Consider the following 19903-nt stretch of genomic DNA (forward strand, 5'->3'; position numbering starts at 1 on the left):
CGCTCAGCCCTGGCTGTCCACGGTGCCGTCAGGCGGGATCTCGCGGACCTCCTGCGCGGGACTCTCGTCGTTCCCGGCGGCGGCGATCTGGTCCTGCGGCAGCATCTGCGGCGCTCCGGAGGCGATCTCCCTCGGCGACTGCACCGGGGGCAGGTCGCTCACGGCGCGGTGCGCGCTCGAGAGCCAGACCGGCCGCGGCGGGCGCTTCTCGATCGGGGTGAACACCTCGGCGAGCTCCGCCTGGTTGAGCGTCTCCCGCTCGAGCAGCTCGAACGCCAGCGCATCGAGCACGTGCCGGTACTGGGTCAGGATCTCCCAGGCCTCGTCATGAGCCGCGTCGACGAGGCGGCGCACCTCGTCGTCGACGATCCCGGCGACGTCCTCGGAGTACTCACGCTGGTGACCCATGTCGCGGCCCAGGAACACCTCGCCGTCGCCTCCGTTGCCGAGCCGCAGCGCGCCGACACGCTCGCTCATGCCGTACTCCTTGACCATCTTGCGCGCGGTGGCGGTGGCCTTCTCGATGTCGTTCGACGCCCCGGTGGTCGGGTCGTGGAAGACGATCTCCTCGGCGACGCGGCCACCCATGGCGTAGGCGAGTTGGTCGAGCAGCTCGTTGCGGGTCACCGAGTACTTGTCCTCGGCGGGCATCACCATCGTGTAGCCGAGCGCGCGCCCGCGGGGAAGGATCGTCACCTTCGTGACCGGGTCGGTGTAGCGCAGCGCCGTGGCCACCAGGGCGTGGCCGCCCTCGTGGTAGGCGGTGAGCTTGCGCTCCTTCTCGTTCATGAGGCGGCTGCGCTTCTGCGGGCCGGCGATCACGCGATCGATCGCCTCGTCGAGCTCGTGGTCGCCGATCTGGGCGCCACCGGTGCGCGCGGTGAGCAGCGCGGCCTCGTTGAGCACGTTGGCCAGGTCCGCACCGGTGAAGCCCGGGGTCCGCTTGGCGACCGCGTGGAGGTCGACGTACGGCGCCATCGGCTTGCCCTTGGAGTGCACCCGGAGGATCTCCTCGCGACCGCGCAGATCGGGTGCGTCGACCGCGACCTGCCGGTCGAACCGGCCCGGACGCAGCAGCGCCGGGTCGAGGATGTCGGGCCGGTTGGTCGCCGCGATCATGATGACGTTCTGGTTGGCGTCGAAGCCGTCCATCTCGACCAGCATCTGGTTCAGCGTCTGCTCGCGCTCGTCGTGACCGCCGCCGAGCCCGGCGCCGCGGTGACGTCCGACCGCGTCGATCTCGTCCACGAAGATGATCGCCGGCGCGTTCGCCTTGGCCTGCTCGAACAGGTCGCGCACGCGCGAGGCGCCGACACCCACGAACATCTCGACGAAGTCGGACCCGGAGATCGAGTAGAAGGGTGCGCCGGCCTCGCCGGCGATCGCCCTCGCGAGCAGCGTCTTGCCGGTTCCGGGCGGGCCGTACAGCAGCACACCCTTGGGGATCTTGGCCCCGACCGCCTGGAACTTCGCGGGGTCGGCGAGGAACTCCTTGATCTCGCCGAGCTCCTCGACCGCCTCGTCGACGCCCGCGACGTCGGCGAACGTCACCTTCGGCATCTCCTTGGTGACCTGCTTGGCCTTGGACTTGCCGAAGTTCATCATCTTGTTCCCGCCGCCCTGCACGCGGGACATCAGGAACCAGAACAGACCACCGAGCAGCAGCACGGTCAGCAGCAGCGGCAGGATCGAGCCCCAGATCGAGGGCTGCGGGACCACCGAGTTGTAGCCGTCGGGGAGCCGGTCGTCGGCGCGCGCGTCGGCGACGGCCTCGGCGACGGCGTCCGCCTGCGCGGTCGCGTAGTAGAACTGGACGACCGTGCCCTGCTCGACGTCATCGACGACGAGCTCCTCGCTCAGGCTGAGGGTGACCCGTTGATAGCCGTCGTTGATCTCGACGGCCTCGAGGGTCTCACCCTCGAGCAGCTCCATCCCGGTCGAGGTGTCGATGGTCTGGGTACCGCCGCCCGCGAGCAGCCGGAAGCTGGCGAACACGACGACGAGGGCGATGACGACCCAGATGAGGGGTCCGCGCAGCAGCTTCTTGACGTTCATATCGGTGGCGACCCGAGGGCGGGCCGGATCCTTCTTTCCTCGGCACTTTCGTGATGGGAACTGCGGTGACGCTATACGACCAACGCGCGAACGGCCGAAATGGTTCGCGTCTGTTCGCCGTGGGCATGAGCGCCCGGCGCCGGCGTCACCGCGGCACCACCGGCAGCGCCCTGCTCAGGAGGAGTAGACGTGGGGTGCGAGCGTGCCGACGAACGGCAGCGTCCGGTACCGCTCCGCATAGTCCAGGCCGTAGCCGACCACGAACTCGTTGGGGATGTCGAAGCCCACGTACCTGACGTCGACGGCCACCTTCGCGGCCTCGGGCTTGCGGAACATCGTGGCGATCTCGATGCTCTCGGCACCGCGCGAGCGCAGGTTGGACACCAGCCACGACAGCGTGAGCCCGGAGTCGATGATGTCCTCGACGATGAGCACGTCCTTGCCGAGGAGGTCGGTGTCGAGGTCCTTGAGGATGCGCACCACACCGGAGGACTTGGTGCCGGAGCCGTAGGACGAGACCGCCATCCAGTCCATCTGCACCGACAGCCGCAGCTTGCGCGACAGGTCCGCCATCACCATGACCGCGCCCTTGAGGACCCCGACCAGCAGCACCTCGCGGCCGGCGTAGTCGGCGTCGATCTGGGCGGCCATCTCCTGCAGCCGGTCCTGGATCTGCTGCTCGGTGTAGAGGACCTTCTCGAGGTCGTCACCCATCTCGCTGGCGTCCACGCCGCTGTCTCCTCGCGTCGGTCAACTGGGGAGCCGGTCGGTGCGACCGGCTGGCCTCGCGACCACCAGCCTGCCACAGTCCCGACGCCCGCCGACGCGCCCCGGCAGCGCGACCTCGCCCTGACCGCGCCAGTCGATCACCAGGGACTCGAGCGCGCGCACGTGCGACTCGAGCAGAGCGACGCCGGGGGCGCCCGCGACGAGCGCCGCGCGGCGCAGCACCCGGGTCCGGAACGCGGCGGGCTCGGCGGCGAGCGCGTCGACGTCGAGCAGGACGGCTGCGCCGTCTGCGCCGTCCTCGCGATCGACCAGGCACCGGGTCCAGGCCGCCGTCGCGAGCTCGTCGAGGAGGTCGGCATCGGCCTGGGCGAGACGTGCGGTGCGGGCGAGCGCCGGAGCGGGGTCGCGGCCGAGCGCGTCGCCGAGCGCGGTGAGCACCACGTCGCGCACGGCGGCACGCGGCACCGGGCCGCCGTCGGAGCGTCTCCAGGGGCCGTCGACGGCGTTGCTGGGGTCGACGTCGCAGCTCAGGTCGAGGGCGGCGCAGGTCTGGTGGGTGTCGCTGCGCCGGACGCCGAGCAGCGGTCGCCAGTAGGTACCGCGGACCTCGCTCATGCCCGCGAGGGAACGGGTGCCGCTGCCACGGCCGGCGGCGAGCAGCACGGTCTCGGCCTGGTCGTCGAGGGTGTGGCCGAGCAGCACCCCGGTGGCGCCGACCTGCTCCCGTGCGGCGTCGAGCTCGACGTAGCGCGCCTCGCGGGCGGCGGTCTCGCTGGCCCGTGGGAGGTCGGGGACGCGGCGGACCAGCACCGGGTCGAGCGCGAGCGCCGCACACGTGGCGGCAGCACGAGCCGCGACGGCGGCGCTGTCGGGTCGGACCCCGTGGTCCACCACCGCCGCGCCCGCGTGCAGCCCGAGCCGAGGTGCCAGGAACGCGGTCTGGCTGGCGAGCGCGATCGAGTCCGCGCCTCCGGAGCAGGCGACCAGCAGCAGCGCACCGGGTGCCAGGGTGCCGTCGGCGAGCAGCCGCTCGAGGAGGTCGCGGACCCCGGCACGCACCCGGGCGACGGCGGGATCAGGCCCGACCAACGCCGTCGACCTCTCGCCTCTAGCCGTGCACCCGGCGCACCCACGCGGCCGGGTCGGTGATCTCGGTGGCCAGCGGCAGCTGCTCGGGCCCGGACCAGACCGCGTTGAGCCCGGCGTGGCCGACCGTGGCGGTCACGCCGCGCACGAACGCGGCGCCCTGGCGGTACTGCGCCAGCTTGGCGTCCATCCCCAGCAGCCGGCGCATCAGCATGTCGGCCACGCCGGTGCCGTCGCGGCGGCGCTCGAAGGCACGGCGGATCTTCGCGACGGTCGGCACCACGCTGGGCCCGGCCTCGTCCATGACGACGTCGGCGTGCCCCTCGAGGAGTGCCATCACCGCGAGCACACGCTCCAGCTGGGCCTGCTCGTCGGCGGTGAGGACGGCCGACATCAACGGTCCGCCGGAGGTGGCGTCGATCGGCGCTCCCTCCAGGACGCGCGGCAGCGACCGCAGCAGCGAGCTCAGGCGGCGGCCCGCGCCGGCGGTGTCCGACATCGAGGTGGCGAGCGCGGACATGTGCTCCCGCAGGTGCCCGGGCAGCCAGGGGGCGGCACTGAACTGCACGGCGTGGGTCTGCTCGTGCAGGCAGACCCAGAGGTGGAAGTCGGCGGCGTCCAGGCGCAGCTCGCGCTGCACATGAAGGACGTTCGGGGCGACCACGAGGAGGCGGCCGCCGCCCGTCGAGGCCGTGAACGGGTCGAACTGGCCGAGCACCCGGCTCGCGAGCAGCGACAGCAGCACGCCCAGCTCCTCGCCGGCGAACCGCGCCGAGATCGGACCGACCTCAGGGAGCTCGTCGCCCAGCAGGTCGGCGAACATCTCGAGGTTCGCCTCCGCCCAGCGCGCGCGGTCGATCACGTAGGTCGGCAGCGCCTCGGCCAGCTCGGCGGCCTCGTGGAGCCCGGTGACGTCGCCGACGTACCCGGGCGCCCGAGCTGCCGCGGCACGCAGCGAGGCGACCACCGCGCTCGCCTCCGCGCGCTCGACCACGGGACCGGCCGGGCTCAGCGCCGCCGCCCGCCGGCGGGCGAGATCCCAGTCGATCGCCGCCGCGCCCGCACCGTCTGCCATGCCGCCAGCCTACGTACCCGTGCTCGAGGGGGCGCACCTGGGTCGAGAGCTGGGCGTCAGCAGCCGCAGCTCGCGACGCCCGTCACCCAGGAGTCGATGGCGTCGCGGGCGCCGGCGATGTTCCCGGTGGGGACGTCACCGACGAGGACGGCGAAGGCGAGGAGGCGACCGTCGGCCGTGGTGACGTAGCCCGACAACGAGGCGACGGTGCGCAACGTGCCGGTCTTGGCGGCGACCATCCCGGCGGCGGGCGTCTCGTCGAGCCGGGTCGACAGCGTGCCCTCCAGGCCCCCGACCGGCAGCCCGCGAGCGACCGATCCGAGCTCGGGCCGGGAGGCGACCTCCAGGAGCGTGCCGACCAGGGTGCGGGGCGAGATCAGGTTGGTCGAGGACAGCCCGGTGGAGTCCGCGAGCGCCAACCCCTCGACGTCGACACCGAGGCCCGCGAGCACGTCGCCGATTGCGGTGCCGGCGCCGTCGAAGCTGGGCTCCTCGCCCTGCTCGTGCGCGACGAGCCTCCCGAGCCCCTCGGACAGGATGTTCTCCGAGTGCTGCAGCATGTAGGCGACCAGGTCGCGCAGCGGCGCGGAGGTGACCGAGGCGAGCTCAACCGCTCCCTCGGGGGCGCTCGCGCCCGCCACCTCGCCCTCGACGGTGATCCCGGCGGCCACGAGAGCGTCGACGAACGCGGCGGCCGCGTCGCCCGCCGGGTCGATCGCCCTGGGACGGGCGCCCTCGATCCGGCCGATGTCGATCGCCAGCGGGGCCATGTGCATCGCGTCGCCCACGGCGAGGTCGATCTCGTCCCACCGCGGCGCCATGTCGGGTCCGGCGTAGTAGCTCAGGTCGAGCCCGACGCTCACCCGCGCGGTGCCCGCGGCGGCCAGCGCGTCCGCGGTCGCCTGGGCCAGATCGGCGAGACCGGCGTGACCGATGATCGTCTCCGGGTCACCCGCACCAGCGGCCAGCGCGAGGTCACCACCGCCGACCAGGATGATCTCGCCCTCGCCGCCGCTGACCACGCTGGTGGTGAACCGGTGGTCGGCGCCCGCCGCCGCGACCGCCGCGGCCGCTGTCAGCAGCTTGGTGGTCGACGCCGGGACGTGACCGGCCTCGGCGTCGGCGGCGTCGAGGTCGGTACCCGTGAGGACGTCGGTGACCAGCACGCCGGCCGTCCCGACGACCGGGTCGGCGACCAGGTCCGCACGCAGCGAGGCAAGGTCTTGCGTGCTGGGCTGCTCGGCGTCCGCCGGGTCCGCCACCACCTCGAGCGGTGCGGGCTCCGGGAGCTGCGGCTGCGGGAACGGCGGGTCCGCCGCCCGCTCCGGGCGCATGGTGAGCGCACCGGGGACCACGTCGTAGACGTCACCGGCGACGTAGCCGCCGCCCAGCAGGACCGCGAGCAGGACAACAGGGACAACCACCCGGCGCCTGCGTCGTCGTCGGTTCCTCGCCACCCCCGGAGTATCCCCCACCTCCTCGGGTACGTCAGACTAGGCCCGGAGCCGACAGGCGCGACGAGAGGCATGGAGGGCGCAGGGTGGAGTTCGACGTCACGATCGAGATCCCGAAGGGGCAGCGCAACAAGTACGAGGTGGACCACGAGACCGGTCGGATCCGCCTCGACCGGATGCTGTTCACCTCGACGCGCTATCCCGACGACTACGGGTACATCGAGGGCACGCTCGGCGAGGACGGCGACCCGCTCGACGCGCTGGTGCTCCTCGAGGAGCCCACGTTCCCGGGCTGCCTGATCCGCTGCCGCGCGCTCGGCATGTTCCGCATGCGCGACGAGGCCGGCGGCGACGACAAGGTGCTGTGCGTGCCCAAGGGCGACCAGCGCGCGTCCTGGCGCTCCGACATCGACGACGTCTCCGAGTTCCACCGCCTGGAGATCCAGCACTTCTTCGAGGTCTACAAGGACCTCGAGCCCGGCAAGTCCGTCGAGGGTGCCCACTGGGTCGACCGCGAGGCGGCCGAGGCCGAGATCAAGCGCTCGTTCCAGCGCGCGATCGACACCGGATACACGCACCCGCAGCCGCACATCGTCCAGCCGCACAGCTGAGCCGAGCGGCTCAGGTCGGAGCGGTTCGGGTCAGGGCCGGACGGCGTTCGGCAGCACGTTGCTCCACCACATCGGCACCAGCTCGACGTTCTTGCCCGCCGACGGCGCGTGCAGCCGCATGCCGTTGCCGGCGTAGATGGCCACGTGGTAGATCCCGTTCGGCCTGCCGTTGTCCGAGTAGAAGAACAGGTCGCCCGGCTTCATCTGGCCCACCGGGACCAGGTCGCCCGAGTAGTACTGCGCCGCGCTGTTCCGCGGGATCGAGATGCCCGCGTTCCGGTAGGCCATCATCGTCAGGCCTGAGCAGTCGTAGGAGCTCGGGCCTGCGGCGCCGTAGAGGTAGGGCTTGCCGAGCTGCGTCCTCGCCCAGGCGAGAGCCGCCGCGTTCGCGCCGCTCGACGGCGGAGCAGGCGGCGGGGTGGTGACCGGCGGCTTGGTCGTGGAGCTGGTGGGCGCCGGGGTGGTCGGTGCGGGCGCCGGCGTCGTCGGCGCCGGCGCGGGCGGTGCCTGCGTGGTCGGCGCGGGGTTGCTCGTCGGCTGGCTCGTGGGCTGCGCGGGCGCGGGGTCGGCGGGTGCCGTGGCGGCCGGCTCGTCGGCGGGGGCCGCGGGCTCCTCGACTCCGAGCGCGGCGGCAGCGGCGGCGTTCTCGGCCGCCAGGCGCTCGGCCTCGGCGGCGGCCTGGCGCTCCTGCTCCATCTCGATGCTCGTCTGGCGCAGCGCGGCCAGCTCGGCGATCAGCGCGCCGTAGCGGTTCTGGTTGGCGGCGAGGATCGCCTCCGCGTCGGCGGCGGCCTCCTCGGCCGTGGCGGAGGCGGTCTCGAGCGCATCCGCTGCGGCGGCGCGCTCGGTGACCGTCTCGGCGGCACGGGCGTTCGCGGCGTCCGAGGCGACCGCAGCATCGGCGTAGCGCTGCTCCGCGGCTGCGGTGCTGGCACCGAGCACCTGGTAGGTGGTGGCCTCGGCCAGCGCGTCCTCGAGACCGTCGGCCGAGAGCATCGACCCGAGCTGGGCGAGGTCGCCGCCGGAGCGGTAGCTCGCCATCGCCAGCTCGGCCATCGCGGCACTGGCGGCATCGAGCTCGACCTCGGCGTCAGCGGCGGCCTGCTCGGCGTCGGCTGCCTCCGTCTCGGCCTCCTCGAGGGCGACGACGGCCACGTTGTAGCTCTCGGCAGCGACGAGCGCCTCGATGGTGGCGGCCTCGTAGGCGGCCTGGTTGGTGGCGAGCTCGGCCTCGAGCCCGGCGATCGCGGACGCGGTGTCGGCAGCCGCAGCATCGACCGCGGCGATCTCCTCGTCCGAGGGAACGGTGGGCGAGGCGAGCGCACCCGAGGCGAACAGGCTGAAGCCTGCGGTGAGAGCTGTCGCCACCCCCAGCGGGCCGAGAAGTCTGCGCCGCACGTCGTCCACCTCACACCGTATCGATCAAGGAATGCGCGGCGTGTCGAGTTGACGCGCTCGGCGCATGCGTCCACACCGTAATGCACTTTTCACTCTTGCGACACACCTGTCACAACATTCACATTCGTCCCACGGCGTGCTCGAGCGAATGACATTCATGTCATTTCCCGCATATCCGGCGAGATCCCGCTCGGGTCCCACGATGCGAGACGTTCCGACCGAAGACTGGACCGCGATCGCCGTCGGCCCTAACGTCGGCGGCATGTCCTTCCGTCGAATGTGCCGCTGACGCGCACGTTCGGCATGCCCTGACGTTCTTCTCCGCGCTCTGCGGGGACGTCGCAGCGCACGTGCGCACCGCCCACCCACCCCGGGATCGGTCAGCGCGAGTCTGCTCTGCCGGCCCACCACCCCGCAGGAGACAGACCGATGAGCACCCCCTGGAACTTCGAGACCCGCCAGGTCCATGCCGGCCAGGCCCCCGACGCCGAGACCGGCGCTCGCGCCGTGCCGATCTACCAGACGACCTCGTTCGTCTTCAAGAACACCGACGAGGCCGCGGCACGGTTCGCGCTCGCTGAGCTCGGCCCGATCTACACCCGCATCACCAACCCCACCCAGGCGGTCGTCGAGGACCGGATCGCCTCGCTGGAGGGCGGCGTCGGAGCCCTGCTGGTCTCCTCGGGTCAGGCCGCCGAGACGCTCGCGATCCTCAACATCGCCGAGGCCGGCGACCACATCGTCGCCTCCCCCTCGCTGTACGGCGGCACCTACAACCTGCTCCACCACACGCTTCCCAAGCTCGGCATCACGACGACCTTCGTCGAGGACCCCGCCGACCCGGCCGCGTGGCGCGCCGCGGCCCAGCCGAACACCAAGCTGTTCTTCGGCGAGGTCATCCCCAACCCCAAGGGCGACATCCTCGACATCGAGGCGGTGGCCGCTGCGGCGCACGAGGTCGGCGTGCCGCTGGTCGTGGACAACACGGTCGGCACCCCCTACCTGGTGCGGCCGCTGGAGTGGGGCGCGGACATCGTCATCCACTCCGCGACCAAGTACCTCGGCGGGCACGGCACCGCGATCGCCGGCGTCATCGTCGACGGCGGCACGTTCGACTTCGGCGCCGACCCCGAGCGGTTCCCGAACTACAACACCCCGGACCCGAGCTACAACGGTCTGGTCTACGCCCGCGACCTCGGCGAGGGCGGCATCTTCGGCGTCAACCTCTCCTTCATCCTCAAGGCGCGGGTGCAGCTGCTGCGCGACCTGGGCGCGGCGGTGGCCCCGTTCAACGCGTTCCTCATCACCCAGGGCTTGGAGACGCTGTCGCTGCGTGTCGAGCGGCACGTCGAGAACGCGCTGAAGGTCGCCACCTACCTCGAGGCGCACCCGCAGGTGCGCTCGGTCAACTACGCGAGCCTGCCCTCGAGCCCGTACCACCAGCTCGCGCAGAAGTACACGCCCAAGGGCTCCGGCGCGGTCCTCGCGTTCGAGATCGAGGGCGGTCTGGCCGCGGGCAAGGCGTTCGTCGACGGCCTCGAGCTGCACTCGCTCGTGGCCAACATCGGTGACGTCCGCTCGCTGGTGATCCACCCGGCGTCGACCACGCACAGCCAGCTGACGCCGCAGGAGCAGGCCGCGAGCTCGGTCACGCCGGGCCTGGTGCGGCTGGCGGTCGGCATCGAGCACATCGACGACATCGTCGCCGACCTGGACAAGGGCTTCGAGGCGGCGGCGGCCGCAGCGGCCACCGCCACCGAGCAGGCCGCCGCCGAGACGGCCTGACGTCGTGCGGCCCGAGGTGACTACCGTGAGCTCTGTGAACCCGGACTGGGACCGAACACGCACGCCGCGCGCGGTGCTGCGACCGATTCGGCTCCCCGCTCGCCCCCGCCAGCCGATGGGGCCGATCCCGGCCTCGGGAGCGTGGCGCGAGGGTGACGAGCCGGGTCGACGGATGTTCGCCCACCTCGGGCCGCTGCACCTCGAGGCCGGCGGCCGGCTGCCGTCGGTCACCATGGCCTACGAGACCTGGGGTCAGCTCAACACCCGCGGCGACAACGCCGTGCTGGTGCTGCACGCGCTCACCGGTGACAGCCACGTCACCGGTGACGCCGGGCCGGGCCACCCGAGCGCCGGCTGGTGGAGCGACCTGGTCGGGCCGGGACGCCCGATCGACACCGACCGGTGGTTCGTGGTCGCGCCGAACGTGCTGGGCGGCTGTCAGGGAACAACAGGCCCCTCCTCGGCCGCCCCCGACGGCACCCCGTGGGGATCGCGGTTCCCCTACGTCACGGTGCGCGACCAGGTCGCGGCCGAGGTCGAGCTGGCGGACCAGCTCGGCATCGGCTCGTGGGCCCTGGTGGTCGGCGCCTCGATGGGTGGCCACCGTGCGCTGGAGTGGGCGGCAGGCTACCCGGAGCGGGTGCGACGGGTTGCCGCGATCGCCACGACCGCGCAGACCTCGGGCGACCAGATCGCCTGGGCGCACAGCCAGCTCGGCGCCATCCGCGCCGACCAGCGCTTCCGCGGTGGCGACTACTACGGGGCGGCCGACGACGACGGCCCGCACCTCGGTCTCGGCATCGCCCGCCAGATCGCCCACACCACCTACCGCAGCGCCTCCGAGCTCGACGAGCGCTTCGGGCGTCTCCCCCAGGGCGGCGAGGAGCCGCTGGGCGGCGGCGGCCGGTTCGCGGTGCAGTCCTACCTCGACCACCACGCGGGCAAGCTCTCCCGCCGCTTCGATGCCAACAGCTACGTCGCCCTGACCGAGTCGATGCTGACCCACGACCTCGGCCGCGACCGCGGCGGTGTGGCCTCAGCGCTCGCGGGCATCACCGCGAGGACGCTCGCGGTGGCGGTCGACAGCGACCGGCTGTTCCTGCCGGAGCAGTCCGAGCGCATCGCCGACGGCGTCCCCGACGGCGAGCTCCGAGTCATCCGCTCCGCCTACGGTCACGACGGATTCCTCATCGAGTTCAACCAGCTCGGCCCGATCATCACCGAGTTCCTCGAGCGCGACACCGAGCCCGAGACCGGCCTCGACCCCGAGTACGTCATCTGACCCACCCCGGTTTCACCGCACTTCCGACCGAGCCCCGGTTTCACCGCACTTCCGACCGAGCCCCGATTTCAACGCACTTTCGACCGAGCCCCGATTTCAACGCACTTGTGACGACGCCGTGTCGTCACAAGTGCGGTGAAACCGTCGCAGGTGCGAAAGTGCGGTGAAATCGCCGGAGTGCGAAAGTGCGGTGAAATCGCCGGAGTGCGAAAGTGCGTTGAAATCGATCAGGGGTGGTCGGTGAGGGCGACGCCGATCTGGTCAGCGGCCTGCTGGAGGATCGCCTGCACCGCGAGGGTGTCGTCGAGCGGCATCGTCGGGGACTCGGTGAGCCCCTCGGCCAGGCACCGGTTCACCTCGTCGACCTCGAGCGAGTAGCCGGCGGAGGCGGGTGGCAGCACGATCTCGTCGGGCTCGCTGCCGGGGCGGCGCAGCACGATCCGGTCGGGGTGGTGGAACCGCGGCGGGATGTCGATCCAGCCCTTCGTGCCGAGCACGCGAGCGGCACCGGGGCTCGGGTAGAACGCCGCGCGCAGCGTCGCGGAGCGGCCGTCTCCGTAGGAGAGCAGGTAGGAGGACTCCCCGTCGACACCGGTCGCCATCAACGACCCCGAGACGTCGACCCGGGTCGGGTTGCCGAGCACCATCTGGGCGAGACTGACCACGTACACGCCGAGATCGAGGATCGTGCCGCCGCCGAGGTCGAGCGAGAACAGCCGGTCGTCCGGGTCGAAGGGGCGACCCGCCCCGAGATCGGCCTCGACGCCGCGGACCTCGCCGATCGCGCCGTCGGCGACCAGCTCGCGCAACCGCACGATCGCGGGCTGGAACCGGGTCCACATCGCCTCCATGGCGAACACACCACGCTCCCGGGCGAGCCCGACGACGCGCTCGGCACCCGCGAGGGTCGCGGTGAACGACTTCTCCATCAGCAGCGCCTTGCCCGCCTCGAGCACGGCGCTGCCGTGCGCCACGTGCCAGGTGTGCGGTGTCGCGACGTACACGGCGTCGACCTCGTCGTCGGCGAGCAGCTCCGCGTAGGAGCCGTACGAGCGCGGTATGCCGTACCGGTCCGCGAACGCGCGCGCCCGCTCCGCCGAGCGCGACCCGACGGCGACAAGCTCGCCGTCGGCGACGTGGGAGAAGTCACCGGCCACGCTCTCAGCGATCCGACCCGGTCCCAGCACAGCCCAACGCACCATGACGGCGAACCTACCGGTCCCCGCGTGCGTCATCATGGGCACATGCCGACACTCGCCGCCGTCGTCAAGGACCTGCAGGAGCAGTGGGACCTGCTGCGCGCGTGGCTCGAGGAGCTGCCGGACCCGGCGTCGCCGGAGCCGTCCACGCTGCCGGGCTGGTCGATCGGGGTTCTGGTCGCCCATCTCGGACGGAACATGGACGCGATCTCGGCGCTCCGTCCCGTCGCTCCCGACGACGGCGACCCCCTCACCCTCGCGGAGTACCTCGCGACCTATGCCGCGGCCGACCACGGGTACTTCGACGGCATCGCCCGCGACTTCGCCGCCTCGATCGCCGACGACCCGCTCGAGCACCTGGACCGGCTGGCCGATCTGGCCTTCGCCCACATCGCCGAGCTCGCCGGTGCGGACGGCCAGAGCGACACCGTCGTCGTCGCCCGGCGCGGCACCATCGGGCTCCGTGACTTCCTGGTGAGCAGGCTGATCGAGCTCGTGGTGCACGGCTACGACCTGGCGCCGACGCTGCCCCTTCCCGCCCCGATCGACCCGACCGCCCGCACCATCGTGGCCGAGGCGCTGATCGAGGTCGCCCGGCAGCGCAGCGGGTACGCGATCGACGTCGACGACCAGGCGGCGTGGATCGCGGCAGCGACCGGCCGGCTCGACTGGCCCGCCGCCGTCGCCCGGGGAGCGGTGCGGCCGAGCGCGCTGTCGGACGGAACTCCCGACCTGACCGCGTCGTTGCCACTGCTGTGACCGACGACGTCCCCCCGCTGCGCCTCCCGCAGGGCAAGACACCGCGGCGCAAGACCGCCGCGAGGGCGAAGGCAGCCGCCGACGTCGCCGCCGAGGCCGCACCCGTCCGCCGTGACGAGGCGCCCCCGCCGCCGCCCACCGGTCGTTGGGGCCGCGACGTCCTGGGCGAGGACTTCGAGGCGCGCACCTTCCCCCAGCCCGACGACGACGAGGGCCCGGTCGTCACCACCCTGATCCGGCACCGCCCGGGCCGGGTGCCGCTGCCCCGCCGGCCTCGGTTCGCGGTGCTGTACGTGCACGGCTGGGCCGACTACTTCATCCAGACCGAGCTGGCGGAGTTCTGGACCGAGCGCGGGGCGGTGTTCTACGCCGTCGACCTGCGGAAGTCCGGACGTTCGATCCGCCCGCACCAGACCCCCTGCTTCGTGGAGTCTCTCGAGGAGTACGACGAGGACCTGGACCTGGCCGTCGACGTGATCCGGAGCGTGCACGGCGCCGCGGTGCCGATCCTGCTGGTCGCGCACTCCCAGGGTGGCCTCACCGGCGCGCTGTGGACCACGCGGCACCCCGGCACGTTCCTCGGCATCGTGATGAACTCCCCGTTCCTGGAGATGCACGGCTCGAGCCTCGCGCGCGCGATCAGCCACCCGGTCGTGACGCAGGTGGCCCGGCGGCAGTCGCGGTGGCCGGTGCCGATCGCCGCACCCACGTTCTACGACCGCACGATCAACGAGCACGAGGACGGCGAGTGGAGGATCGAGCCCACCTGGCGGCCGGTCCCGACGCACCCGATCCGACCCGGCTGGGTCAACGCCGTCATGTCCGGGCACAAGACGCTCGGCACCAAGCTCGATCTCGACATCCCGATCCTGGTGATGACCTCGCACCGCACGGTCATCGGGTCCCGTTGGCGGGAGGAGATGCGCACCGCCGACGTGGTCATCGACGTCAAGCAGGTCTGGCGCCGGGTCCCCGATCTCGGCAGGACCGTGACGTTGGCCAAGATCCACGACGCCATCCACGACGTGCTGCTCTCACCCCACCCGGTGCGCGACCAGGCGTACGAGCAGATCGACCGCTGGTTCCGCGGCTACATCGAGCCCGACCTCCCGCCCGCCCCGCACACCTCCGGTTCGAGGTAATTCACCACCGCCGGAAGGTCGCCGTTTACCTCGAACGGAGCAGTGGCGGGGGGGTCAGCTCCGCACCCTCGGCCGTGCGGAGCTGGTCAGCAGCTCGGCGAGCGTGACACCGGTGACGCCGGCGAGCTGGTCCGCCTGGGTGCGGCAGGAGAAGCCGTCGGCGAGCAGCACGGCGCCCTCGGATGCGGCGCGCAGCGCGCTCAGCATCCCGTTCTCGGCGACGGCCACGCTGACGTCGTAGTGACCCTTCTCCATCCCGAAGTTGCCTGCCAGCCCGCAGCAGCCCGAGATCGTGGTCACGTGCGCACCTGCCCGTTCCAGCAGGGCGAGGTCGGTGCCGTAACCCATCACGGCGTGGTGGTGGCAGTGCGGCTGTGCCAGCACCTCGACGCCGGACAGGTCGCTGGGCTGCCAGTCCTCCCCCGGCCCGAGCGGCGCCGGTGCGCTCAGCAGCTCGGCGAGGGTGTGCACGCCTGCGGCGAGCGCGGCCGCACGCGGGTCGTCGCCGAGCAGCTCGAGCAGGTCGCTGCGCAGCACCGCGGTGCAGCTCGGCTCGACGCCGATGACCGGGACGCCACGCTCGACCCAGGGGCTGAGCACGTCGAGCGTGCGCCGCAGCTGGGTGCGGGCGCCGTCGAGCTGACCGGTCGAGATCCAGGTGAGCCCGCAGCACGCCGCCTGGTCGGGGACCCGCACGGTGTAGCCGGCCTCCTGCAGCAGCGTCACGGTCGCCTCGGCACCCGCGGTCGACATCGTCTCGCTGAAGGAGTCGACCCACAGCAGCACCTCGCGCTGCTGCGTCGCCGCCGGTTGGCGCTGCCGCCGGAACCACCGGGTGAACCGCTCGGTCGCGAACGCCGGGACCCCGCGCCGGGTGTCCATGCCGCCGCCGGCCAGCACCAGCTTGCGCAGCGGCCCGAACCTCAGCGCCGCGTTGGCGAGGGCGGCGACGCCCGGCACCGCCGTGACCAGTCGTGACCACCGCGGCAGCCACCCGAGCGCGTAGTGCCTGATCGGCCGGAGCTTGCCGCGGTAGCGCTGGTGCAGCACCTCGGACTTGTAGGTCGCCATGTCGACCCCGGCCGGGCAGTCCGACCCGCACGCCTTGCACGACAGGCACAGGTCGAGCGACTCCTCGACCTCCCGCGAGTCCCAGCCCTGCACCAGCGAGCCGTTCGCCAGCTCCTGCAGCACCCGGGCGCGCCCGCGGGTGGAGTCCTTCTCGTCCGCCGTGGCGCGGAAGGACGGGCACATGAAGGTGCCGGCGCCGTCAGCGCTGTCGACCCGGCACTTGCCCACGCCGACGCACCGGTGCACGGCCGTGGTGAGGTCGCCGCCGTCGTGATCGAACGCGAACCCGCCACGGGCCAGCGGCAGCGGTCTGGCGTGGGGGCGGCGCAGGTTCTGCGCCACACCCTGCGGCCGCACGACCACGCCCGGGTTCAGCAGGTCGGCGGGATCGAACAGTCCCTTGACCTGCTCGAGCAGCCCGATCGAGGTGGGCGTGTACATGTACGGCAGCAGCTCGCTGCGCGCGCGGCCGTCGCCGTGCTCGCCCGAGAGCGAGCCTCCGTGGCCGGCGACCAGGGCCGCCGCCTCGTGCATGAAGTCCCGGAGCACACCGGCGCCCCCGGGCCGGTCCAGCGGCAGGTCGATCCGGACGTGGATGCAGCCGTCGCCGAAGTGCCCGTACGGCAGCCCGTCCACGCCGTACCGGTCCAGCAGCGCGTTGAACTCCCGCAGGTAGGTGCCCAGCCGCTCGGGCGGCACCGCCGCGTCCTCCCAGCCGGGCCACGCCTGCTCACCCGAGGGCGTCCGCCCGGCCAGCCCCGCGCCGTCGGCACGGATCTGCCAGATCCGTGCGGCCTCCGGACCGGCGGGCAGGATCCTGACGGCGGTGGTCCCGGCATCCTTGACCAGCGCCTCGGCGTTCGCGTACGCCTCGTCCTGGTCGGCGCCCCCGACCTCGACGAGCAGCCATCCCGCACCCTCGGGCAGGTCCGGGATCGGCGCGGTGGAGTGGCGGCGCACCACGTCGAGCAGCCGGTCGTCGAGGCCCTCGATCGCGAGCGGCCGGTGCGCGAGCATCGTCGGCACGGCATCGGCGGCCGTGGGCATGTCGGGGTAGCCGAGCGCGACGATCGTCGGTGACCCGGGGATCGGCACCAGGTCGACGGTCGCCTCCAGCACCGTGACGAGCGTGCCCTCGGTCCCGACCAGGAACTTCGCGAGATCGCTCCCGTTTTCGGGGAGCAGGTGCTCGAGCGAGTATCCCGAGACCTGCCGCTCGAACCGGCCGAACTCCGTGCGGATGGTCGCGAGGTTCGCCGTCACCAGATCGGCGAGGCCAGGGATGGGCGAGAGGTCGCCTCGCGCGGCGGTGAAGCGCCGCCCGGTGCCGTCCACCACGTCCAGCGAGCGCGTGTTGTCGGCCGTGCGGCCGTACGCGACGGCGTGCGGCCCGCAGGCGTTGTTGCCGATCATCCCGGCGATCGTGCAGCGGTTCTGCGTCGAGGGGTCCGGCCCGAACCGCAACCCGTAGGGCTTGGCCGCGGCCTGCAGCGTGCTCATCACGGTGCCGGGCTGCACACGCGCCGTGCGCGCGTCCGGGTCGATCTCGAGGACCTGGTTCAGGTGCCGCGAGAAGTCGATCACCACACCGGGCCCGACGGCGTTGCCCGCCACCGAGGTCCCACCGCCTCGCGAGGTGATCGGGCTGCCGTGCGCCCGCGCCACCTCGAGGGTGGCCAGCACGGCCTCGGTGCTGCGGGGGAACACGACGACCTCGGGCACCACCCGGTAGTTGGACGCGTCGCTGCTGTACTCGGCGCGGCGTCGGGTCGAGGCATCGACCTCGCCGTCGACGGCGGCCCTCAGGTCGGCGAGCAGATCGGGCACGGGACCCAACCTACCGAGGTCCCGAGCCGCTCCCGCTCAGGAGGCGTCGAAGTCCAGGAACTCGTCGGTGACGGCGACGACCGACCAGGTCCCGCCGTCGTCGGTGGTCAGCGACCAGGCGGGCAGCAACGTGGTCGCGCCGCCGGGAGTGGGGTAGGCGACGAGCGTCAGCTCGGCGCCGACGACGGTCCGGGTCTCGACCGGCCACGGCAGGGTGGCGCCGGGCTCGGGCACCGTGGTCGGGCCACCGGACGGCTCGGACGGCTCGGCCACGCTGCCGTCGGCGGCGCCGAACGGCACCATGCCGCTCGGCGCGGCGCCGAACCGCGGATCGGCCAGGCGCTCGACCGCCACGACCGGCGACACCACGTCGTAGCTGCCGAGCGAGACCAGCGGCGCGAGCCACCCCCAGGCCGAGTACACGCCCTCCGCGGTGACCGTGATGGTCCAGGCCGGCGCTGCGGCGCCGTCGGAGTAGGCGGTGACGTCGATCGCGCCGACACCCTCCGCGCCGGCCTCCAGCCGGAGCACGTCGGTGTCGACCCCCAGCGTCGTCAGGAACTCACGGGCGGTGCTGACCGGGTCGGTCGGGGCGGCGGCCGGGTCGCAGCTGCCGAGCTCGTCAGGGCTGGATTCCGCGCTCGCGTCCACGGCGCACGCCCACGGGTCCAGCGTGGGATCGACGTAGCCCAGCGTGGCGGTGCCGTCGGCGTACAGCTCGACCGTGCGGCCACCGTCGTCGACGACCGCCCAGGAGCCGTCGCGGTCGGTCATCTCGCCCTCGACGCCGAGCGCCTGGGCGATCTCGACGGCGGTCTCGGCGCCGGTGAGGCCGGCGGGGTCGTAGGCGAACGCCTCGGCACTGCCCGGCTCGCTCGACAACCCGGACGCCACGAACATCACGCGCCCGCCGGCGAGCATGGTGAGCTCGCTCTGCGTCCCGGCGCCGCTGTCCTCGATCGCGCCGCCGTCCATGTCGGTCTGGCCGGCGCTGTCGCCGCCGGCGGCCTCCTCCGAGGCCATCAGCGGATCGGCGTCCTCAGCGCTGCCGTCGGCGCCACCGGCACGGTCGAGGCTGCCGACCCCCACGAGGTAGCCGCTGACACCGACGATCACCGAGGCGGCCGCGCCGGCGACCCACGCCATCCGGCGCGGCCGCCTGGGCCGCCGCGCGGCCAGCTCATCGGTGCCGACCGAGGCAGGCGCGGCAGCTGCGGGGGTCTCGTCGCTCAGGCGGGTGTCGACGGCGCGGCGCAGCGCGGCGAGGTCGGTGGGCCGACCCTGCGCGGGGTCGGCGGCGCGCAACCTGCGCAGGCTCTCGTCCTCGCTCACCATCGTGTCCTTCCAGCAGCACAGGGGGCGCCGTCACGCCCGTTCCCTGGACCATGTGTGGCGCTGCCGCCCGATGTTGCACGACTGTGACCCACGTCCTAGGCCTCCACCCGGTCGCGCCAGCCGTCGCGGAGCCGAGCACGTGCGCGGGACAGCGCCGCCGCGGCGCCGCCGCGACTGATCCCGAGCGCCCTCCCCAGGCCCTCGCCGTCGAGGCCCTCCCACACGTGCAGCAGCAGCACCTGCCGGTCCCGCGCGCTCAGGCCCGCCAGCACCCCGCGCAGCTCGTCGTCCTCGACGACGATGTCGGCCGGGTCTGCCGCGTAGGTGCCGTCGACGTCGTCGGGCAGCTCCTCGACCGGGACCGGGCGCCCCTTGCGCCGGTAGTTCGCGAGCACGAAACCCGCCGTGCGGTAGAGCCAGGCGAGCTCGTGCCCCTCGGGGACGTCCTCACGGCGGCGCCACGCCGTGGCCAGCACGTCGGCGGCGAGATCCTCGGTGTCGTCGTGCGGTGCCCGCCGCAGGAAGTACCGGTGCACCGCCCGCGCGTGCTCGGTGAACAACGCGTCGAACCAGGCGCGGTCGCGCGGCACGGCCCGCGGCGACGCGTCTTCCGATGGCATCGGTGCTCCGTTCGCGGGCTGCACGGGATGAGGGCGCGGCGGCAGCCCTTGCCCCCGTTGTGTCGCCGTCGCTCAGATCGTTGCACGAGATGCCCCGAGAACGCGGCTGCCATGACGAACGGCCCACCGGTGCACCGGTGGGCCGTTCGTCGGGACCTCCGGCTACTTCTTGTCGGTGGTGTCGTCCCAGGCTTCCTTGGCGTTGGCCGAGGCGCTGCTGCCCGCCTTCTTGAGGTTCTGCCCAGCGCTGTTGACGCCGTCCTTGACGTCCTCACCGGCCTGGCGAACGTTCGCGCCGGCCTGCTGGGTCTGTCCCTCCCGCTCGAGGTCGGCGTTGTCGGTGACGTCGCCCACCTTCTCCTTGGCCTTGCCCGCCGCCTCGTCCGCCGCGTTGCTGATCTTGTCTCCCAGACCCATGCGGTCCCTCCTCCGATCGGAGCATGCGCTCATCGCATGCGGCAGCTTCGACAGTAGC

General features: G+C 72.6%; 16 protein-coding genes. 5 read left to right on the forward strand and 11 right to left on the reverse strand.

Annotation, left to right across the window (positions count from 1 at the left end):
• Positions 1-3: 3 nt before the first annotated feature.
• From ftsH to dacB, 5 genes are all read right to left on the reverse strand, one after another.
• The gene (gene ftsH / locus GPA04_RS08210) at positions 4-2055 is read right to left on the reverse strand and encodes an ATP-dependent zinc metalloprotease FtsH (RefSeq protein ID WP_156223610.1); all 2052 of its coding nucleotides are present in this window, start codon (positions 2053-2055) and stop codon (positions 4-6) included.
• Between the two features lie 174 nt (positions 2056-2229).
• Positions 2230-2769, reverse strand: a complete 540-nt coding sequence (hpt, locus tag GPA04_RS08215; protein ID WP_436277908.1) for a hypoxanthine phosphoribosyltransferase — start codon at positions 2767-2769, stop codon at positions 2230-2232.
• Between the two features lie 36 nt (positions 2770-2805).
• Positions 2806-3873 (reverse strand): tRNA lysidine(34) synthetase TilS, encoded by a 1068-nt coding sequence (gene tilS / locus GPA04_RS08220; RefSeq protein ID WP_156223612.1) that lies wholly within the window; start codon positions 3871-3873, stop codon positions 2806-2808.
• 19 nt (positions 3874-3892) lie between these two features.
• Positions 3893-4945: a zinc-dependent metalloprotease gene (locus GPA04_RS08225; protein ID WP_156223613.1), complete on the reverse strand. Its 1053-nt coding sequence runs from the start codon at positions 4943-4945 to the stop codon at positions 3893-3895.
• 56 nt (positions 4946-5001) lie between these two features.
• Positions 5002-6369, reverse strand: a complete 1368-nt coding sequence (gene dacB, locus GPA04_RS08230) for a D-alanyl-D-alanine carboxypeptidase/D-alanyl-D-alanine endopeptidase (RefSeq protein WP_156223614.1) — start codon at positions 6367-6369, stop codon at positions 5002-5004.
• A gap of 116 nt (positions 6370-6485) precedes the next feature.
• Here dacB and GPA04_RS08235 point away from each other — a divergent pair, with 116 nt between their 5' ends.
• A complete protein-coding gene (locus GPA04_RS08235) occupies positions 6486-7010 on the forward strand; it encodes an inorganic diphosphatase (RefSeq protein WP_156223615.1) in 525 nt (174 codons plus the stop codon).
• A 30-nt stretch (positions 7011-7040) separates the two neighbouring features.
• Here GPA04_RS08235 and GPA04_RS08240 read toward each other — a convergent pair whose 3' ends face one another.
• A complete protein-coding gene (locus GPA04_RS08240) occupies positions 7041-8408 on the reverse strand; it encodes a C40 family peptidase (protein ID WP_162458555.1) in 1368 nt (455 codons plus the stop codon).
• A 429-nt stretch (positions 8409-8837) separates the two neighbouring features.
• Between GPA04_RS08240 and GPA04_RS08245 the strand changes: the two genes are divergently transcribed.
• Positions 8838-10193: a bifunctional o-acetylhomoserine/o-acetylserine sulfhydrylase gene (locus GPA04_RS08245; RefSeq protein ID WP_156223617.1), complete on the forward strand. Its 1356-nt coding sequence runs from the start codon at positions 8838-8840 to the stop codon at positions 10191-10193.
• 115 nt (positions 10194-10308) lie between these two features.
• Positions 10309-11475: a homoserine O-acetyltransferase MetX gene (gene metX, locus GPA04_RS08250; RefSeq protein WP_156223893.1), complete on the forward strand. Its 1167-nt coding sequence runs from the start codon at positions 10309-10311 to the stop codon at positions 11473-11475.
• 227 nt (positions 11476-11702) lie between these two features.
• Here metX and GPA04_RS08255 read toward each other — a convergent pair whose 3' ends face one another.
• On the reverse strand, positions 11703-12677 hold the full coding sequence (locus GPA04_RS08255) for a Gfo/Idh/MocA family protein (protein ID WP_156223618.1): 975 nt from the start codon (positions 12675-12677) through the stop codon (positions 11703-11705).
• A gap of 42 nt (positions 12678-12719) precedes the next feature.
• Here GPA04_RS08255 and GPA04_RS08260 point away from each other — a divergent pair, with 42 nt between their 5' ends.
• Together GPA04_RS08260 and GPA04_RS08265 are read left to right on the forward strand one after the other, a co-directional pair.
• On the forward strand, positions 12720-13433 hold the full coding sequence (locus tag GPA04_RS08260) for a maleylpyruvate isomerase N-terminal domain-containing protein (protein WP_156223619.1): 714 nt from the start codon (positions 12720-12722) through the stop codon (positions 13431-13433).
• Positions 13430-14575 carry an alpha/beta hydrolase gene (locus tag GPA04_RS08265; RefSeq protein ID WP_241680670.1) on the forward strand — a complete coding sequence of 382 codons (1146 nt, stop codon included), beginning with the start codon at positions 13430-13432 and terminating at the stop codon, positions 14573-14575. Before GPA04_RS08260 ends, GPA04_RS08265 begins: the two co-directional genes overlap by 4 nt.
• A 54-nt stretch (positions 14576-14629) precedes the next feature.
• Here the strand turns inward: GPA04_RS08265 and GPA04_RS08270 are convergent, their stop codons facing one another.
• The 4 genes from GPA04_RS08270 to GPA04_RS08285 all read right to left on the reverse strand — a co-directional run bounded on the left by GPA04_RS08270 (position 14630) and on the right by GPA04_RS08285 (position 19845).
• Positions 14630-17473 carry an FAD-binding and (Fe-S)-binding domain-containing protein gene (locus GPA04_RS08270; RefSeq protein WP_241680671.1) on the reverse strand — a complete coding sequence of 948 codons (2844 nt, stop codon included), beginning with the start codon at positions 17471-17473 and terminating at the stop codon, positions 14630-14632.
• Between the two features lie 36 nt (positions 17474-17509).
• Positions 17510-18805 (reverse strand): hypothetical protein, encoded by a 1296-nt coding sequence (locus GPA04_RS08275; RefSeq protein WP_156223621.1) that lies wholly within the window; start codon positions 18803-18805, stop codon positions 17510-17512.
• A 98-nt stretch (positions 18806-18903) separates the two neighbouring features.
• Positions 18904-19428: an RNA polymerase sigma factor gene (locus GPA04_RS08280; RefSeq protein WP_156223622.1), complete on the reverse strand. Its 525-nt coding sequence runs from the start codon at positions 19426-19428 to the stop codon at positions 18904-18906.
• Positions 19429-19590: 162 nt separating this feature from the next.
• The gene (locus GPA04_RS08285) at positions 19591-19845 is read right to left on the reverse strand and encodes a CsbD family protein (RefSeq protein ID WP_156223623.1); all 255 of its coding nucleotides are present in this window, start codon (positions 19843-19845) and stop codon (positions 19591-19593) included.
• Positions 19846-19903 lie beyond the last annotated feature (58 nt).

Source organism: Pseudactinotalea suaedae (assembly GCF_009733815.1).
GTDB lineage: Bacteria > Actinomycetota > Actinomycetes > Actinomycetales > Beutenbergiaceae > Pseudactinotalea > Pseudactinotalea suaedae.

Bases quoted from the DNA above. Each gene is read 5' to 3' on its own strand.
- ftsH (WP_156223610.1), bottom strand. From the start codon at position 2,055: ATGAACGTCAAGAAGCTGCTGCGCGGACCCCTCATCTGGGTCGTCATC.
- hpt (WP_436277908.1), bottom strand. From the start codon at position 2,769: ATGGGTGACGACCTCGAGAAGGTCCTCTACACCGAGCAGCAGATCCAG.
- GPA04_RS08225 (WP_156223613.1), bottom strand. From the start codon at position 4,945: ATGGCAGACGGTGCGGGCGCGGCGGCGATCGACTGGGATCTCGCCCGC.
- GPA04_RS08245 (WP_156223617.1), top strand. From the start codon at position 8,838: ATGAGCACCCCCTGGAACTTCGAGACCCGCCAGGTCCATGCCGGCCAG.
- metX (WP_156223893.1), top strand. From the start codon at position 10,309: ATGGGGCCGATCCCGGCCTCGGGAGCGTGGCGCGAGGGTGACGAGCCG.
- GPA04_RS08255 (WP_156223618.1), bottom strand. From the start codon at position 12,677: ATGGTGCGTTGGGCTGTGCTGGGACCGGGTCGGATCGCTGAGAGCGTG.
- GPA04_RS08260 (WP_156223619.1), top strand. From the start codon at position 12,720: ATGCCGACACTCGCCGCCGTCGTCAAGGACCTGCAGGAGCAGTGGGAC.
- GPA04_RS08280 (WP_156223622.1), bottom strand. From the start codon at position 19,428: ATGCCATCGGAAGACGCGTCGCCGCGGGCCGTGCCGCGCGACCGCGCC.
- GPA04_RS08285 (WP_156223623.1), bottom strand. From the start codon at position 19,845: ATGGGTCTGGGAGACAAGATCAGCAACGCGGCGGACGAGGCGGCGGGC.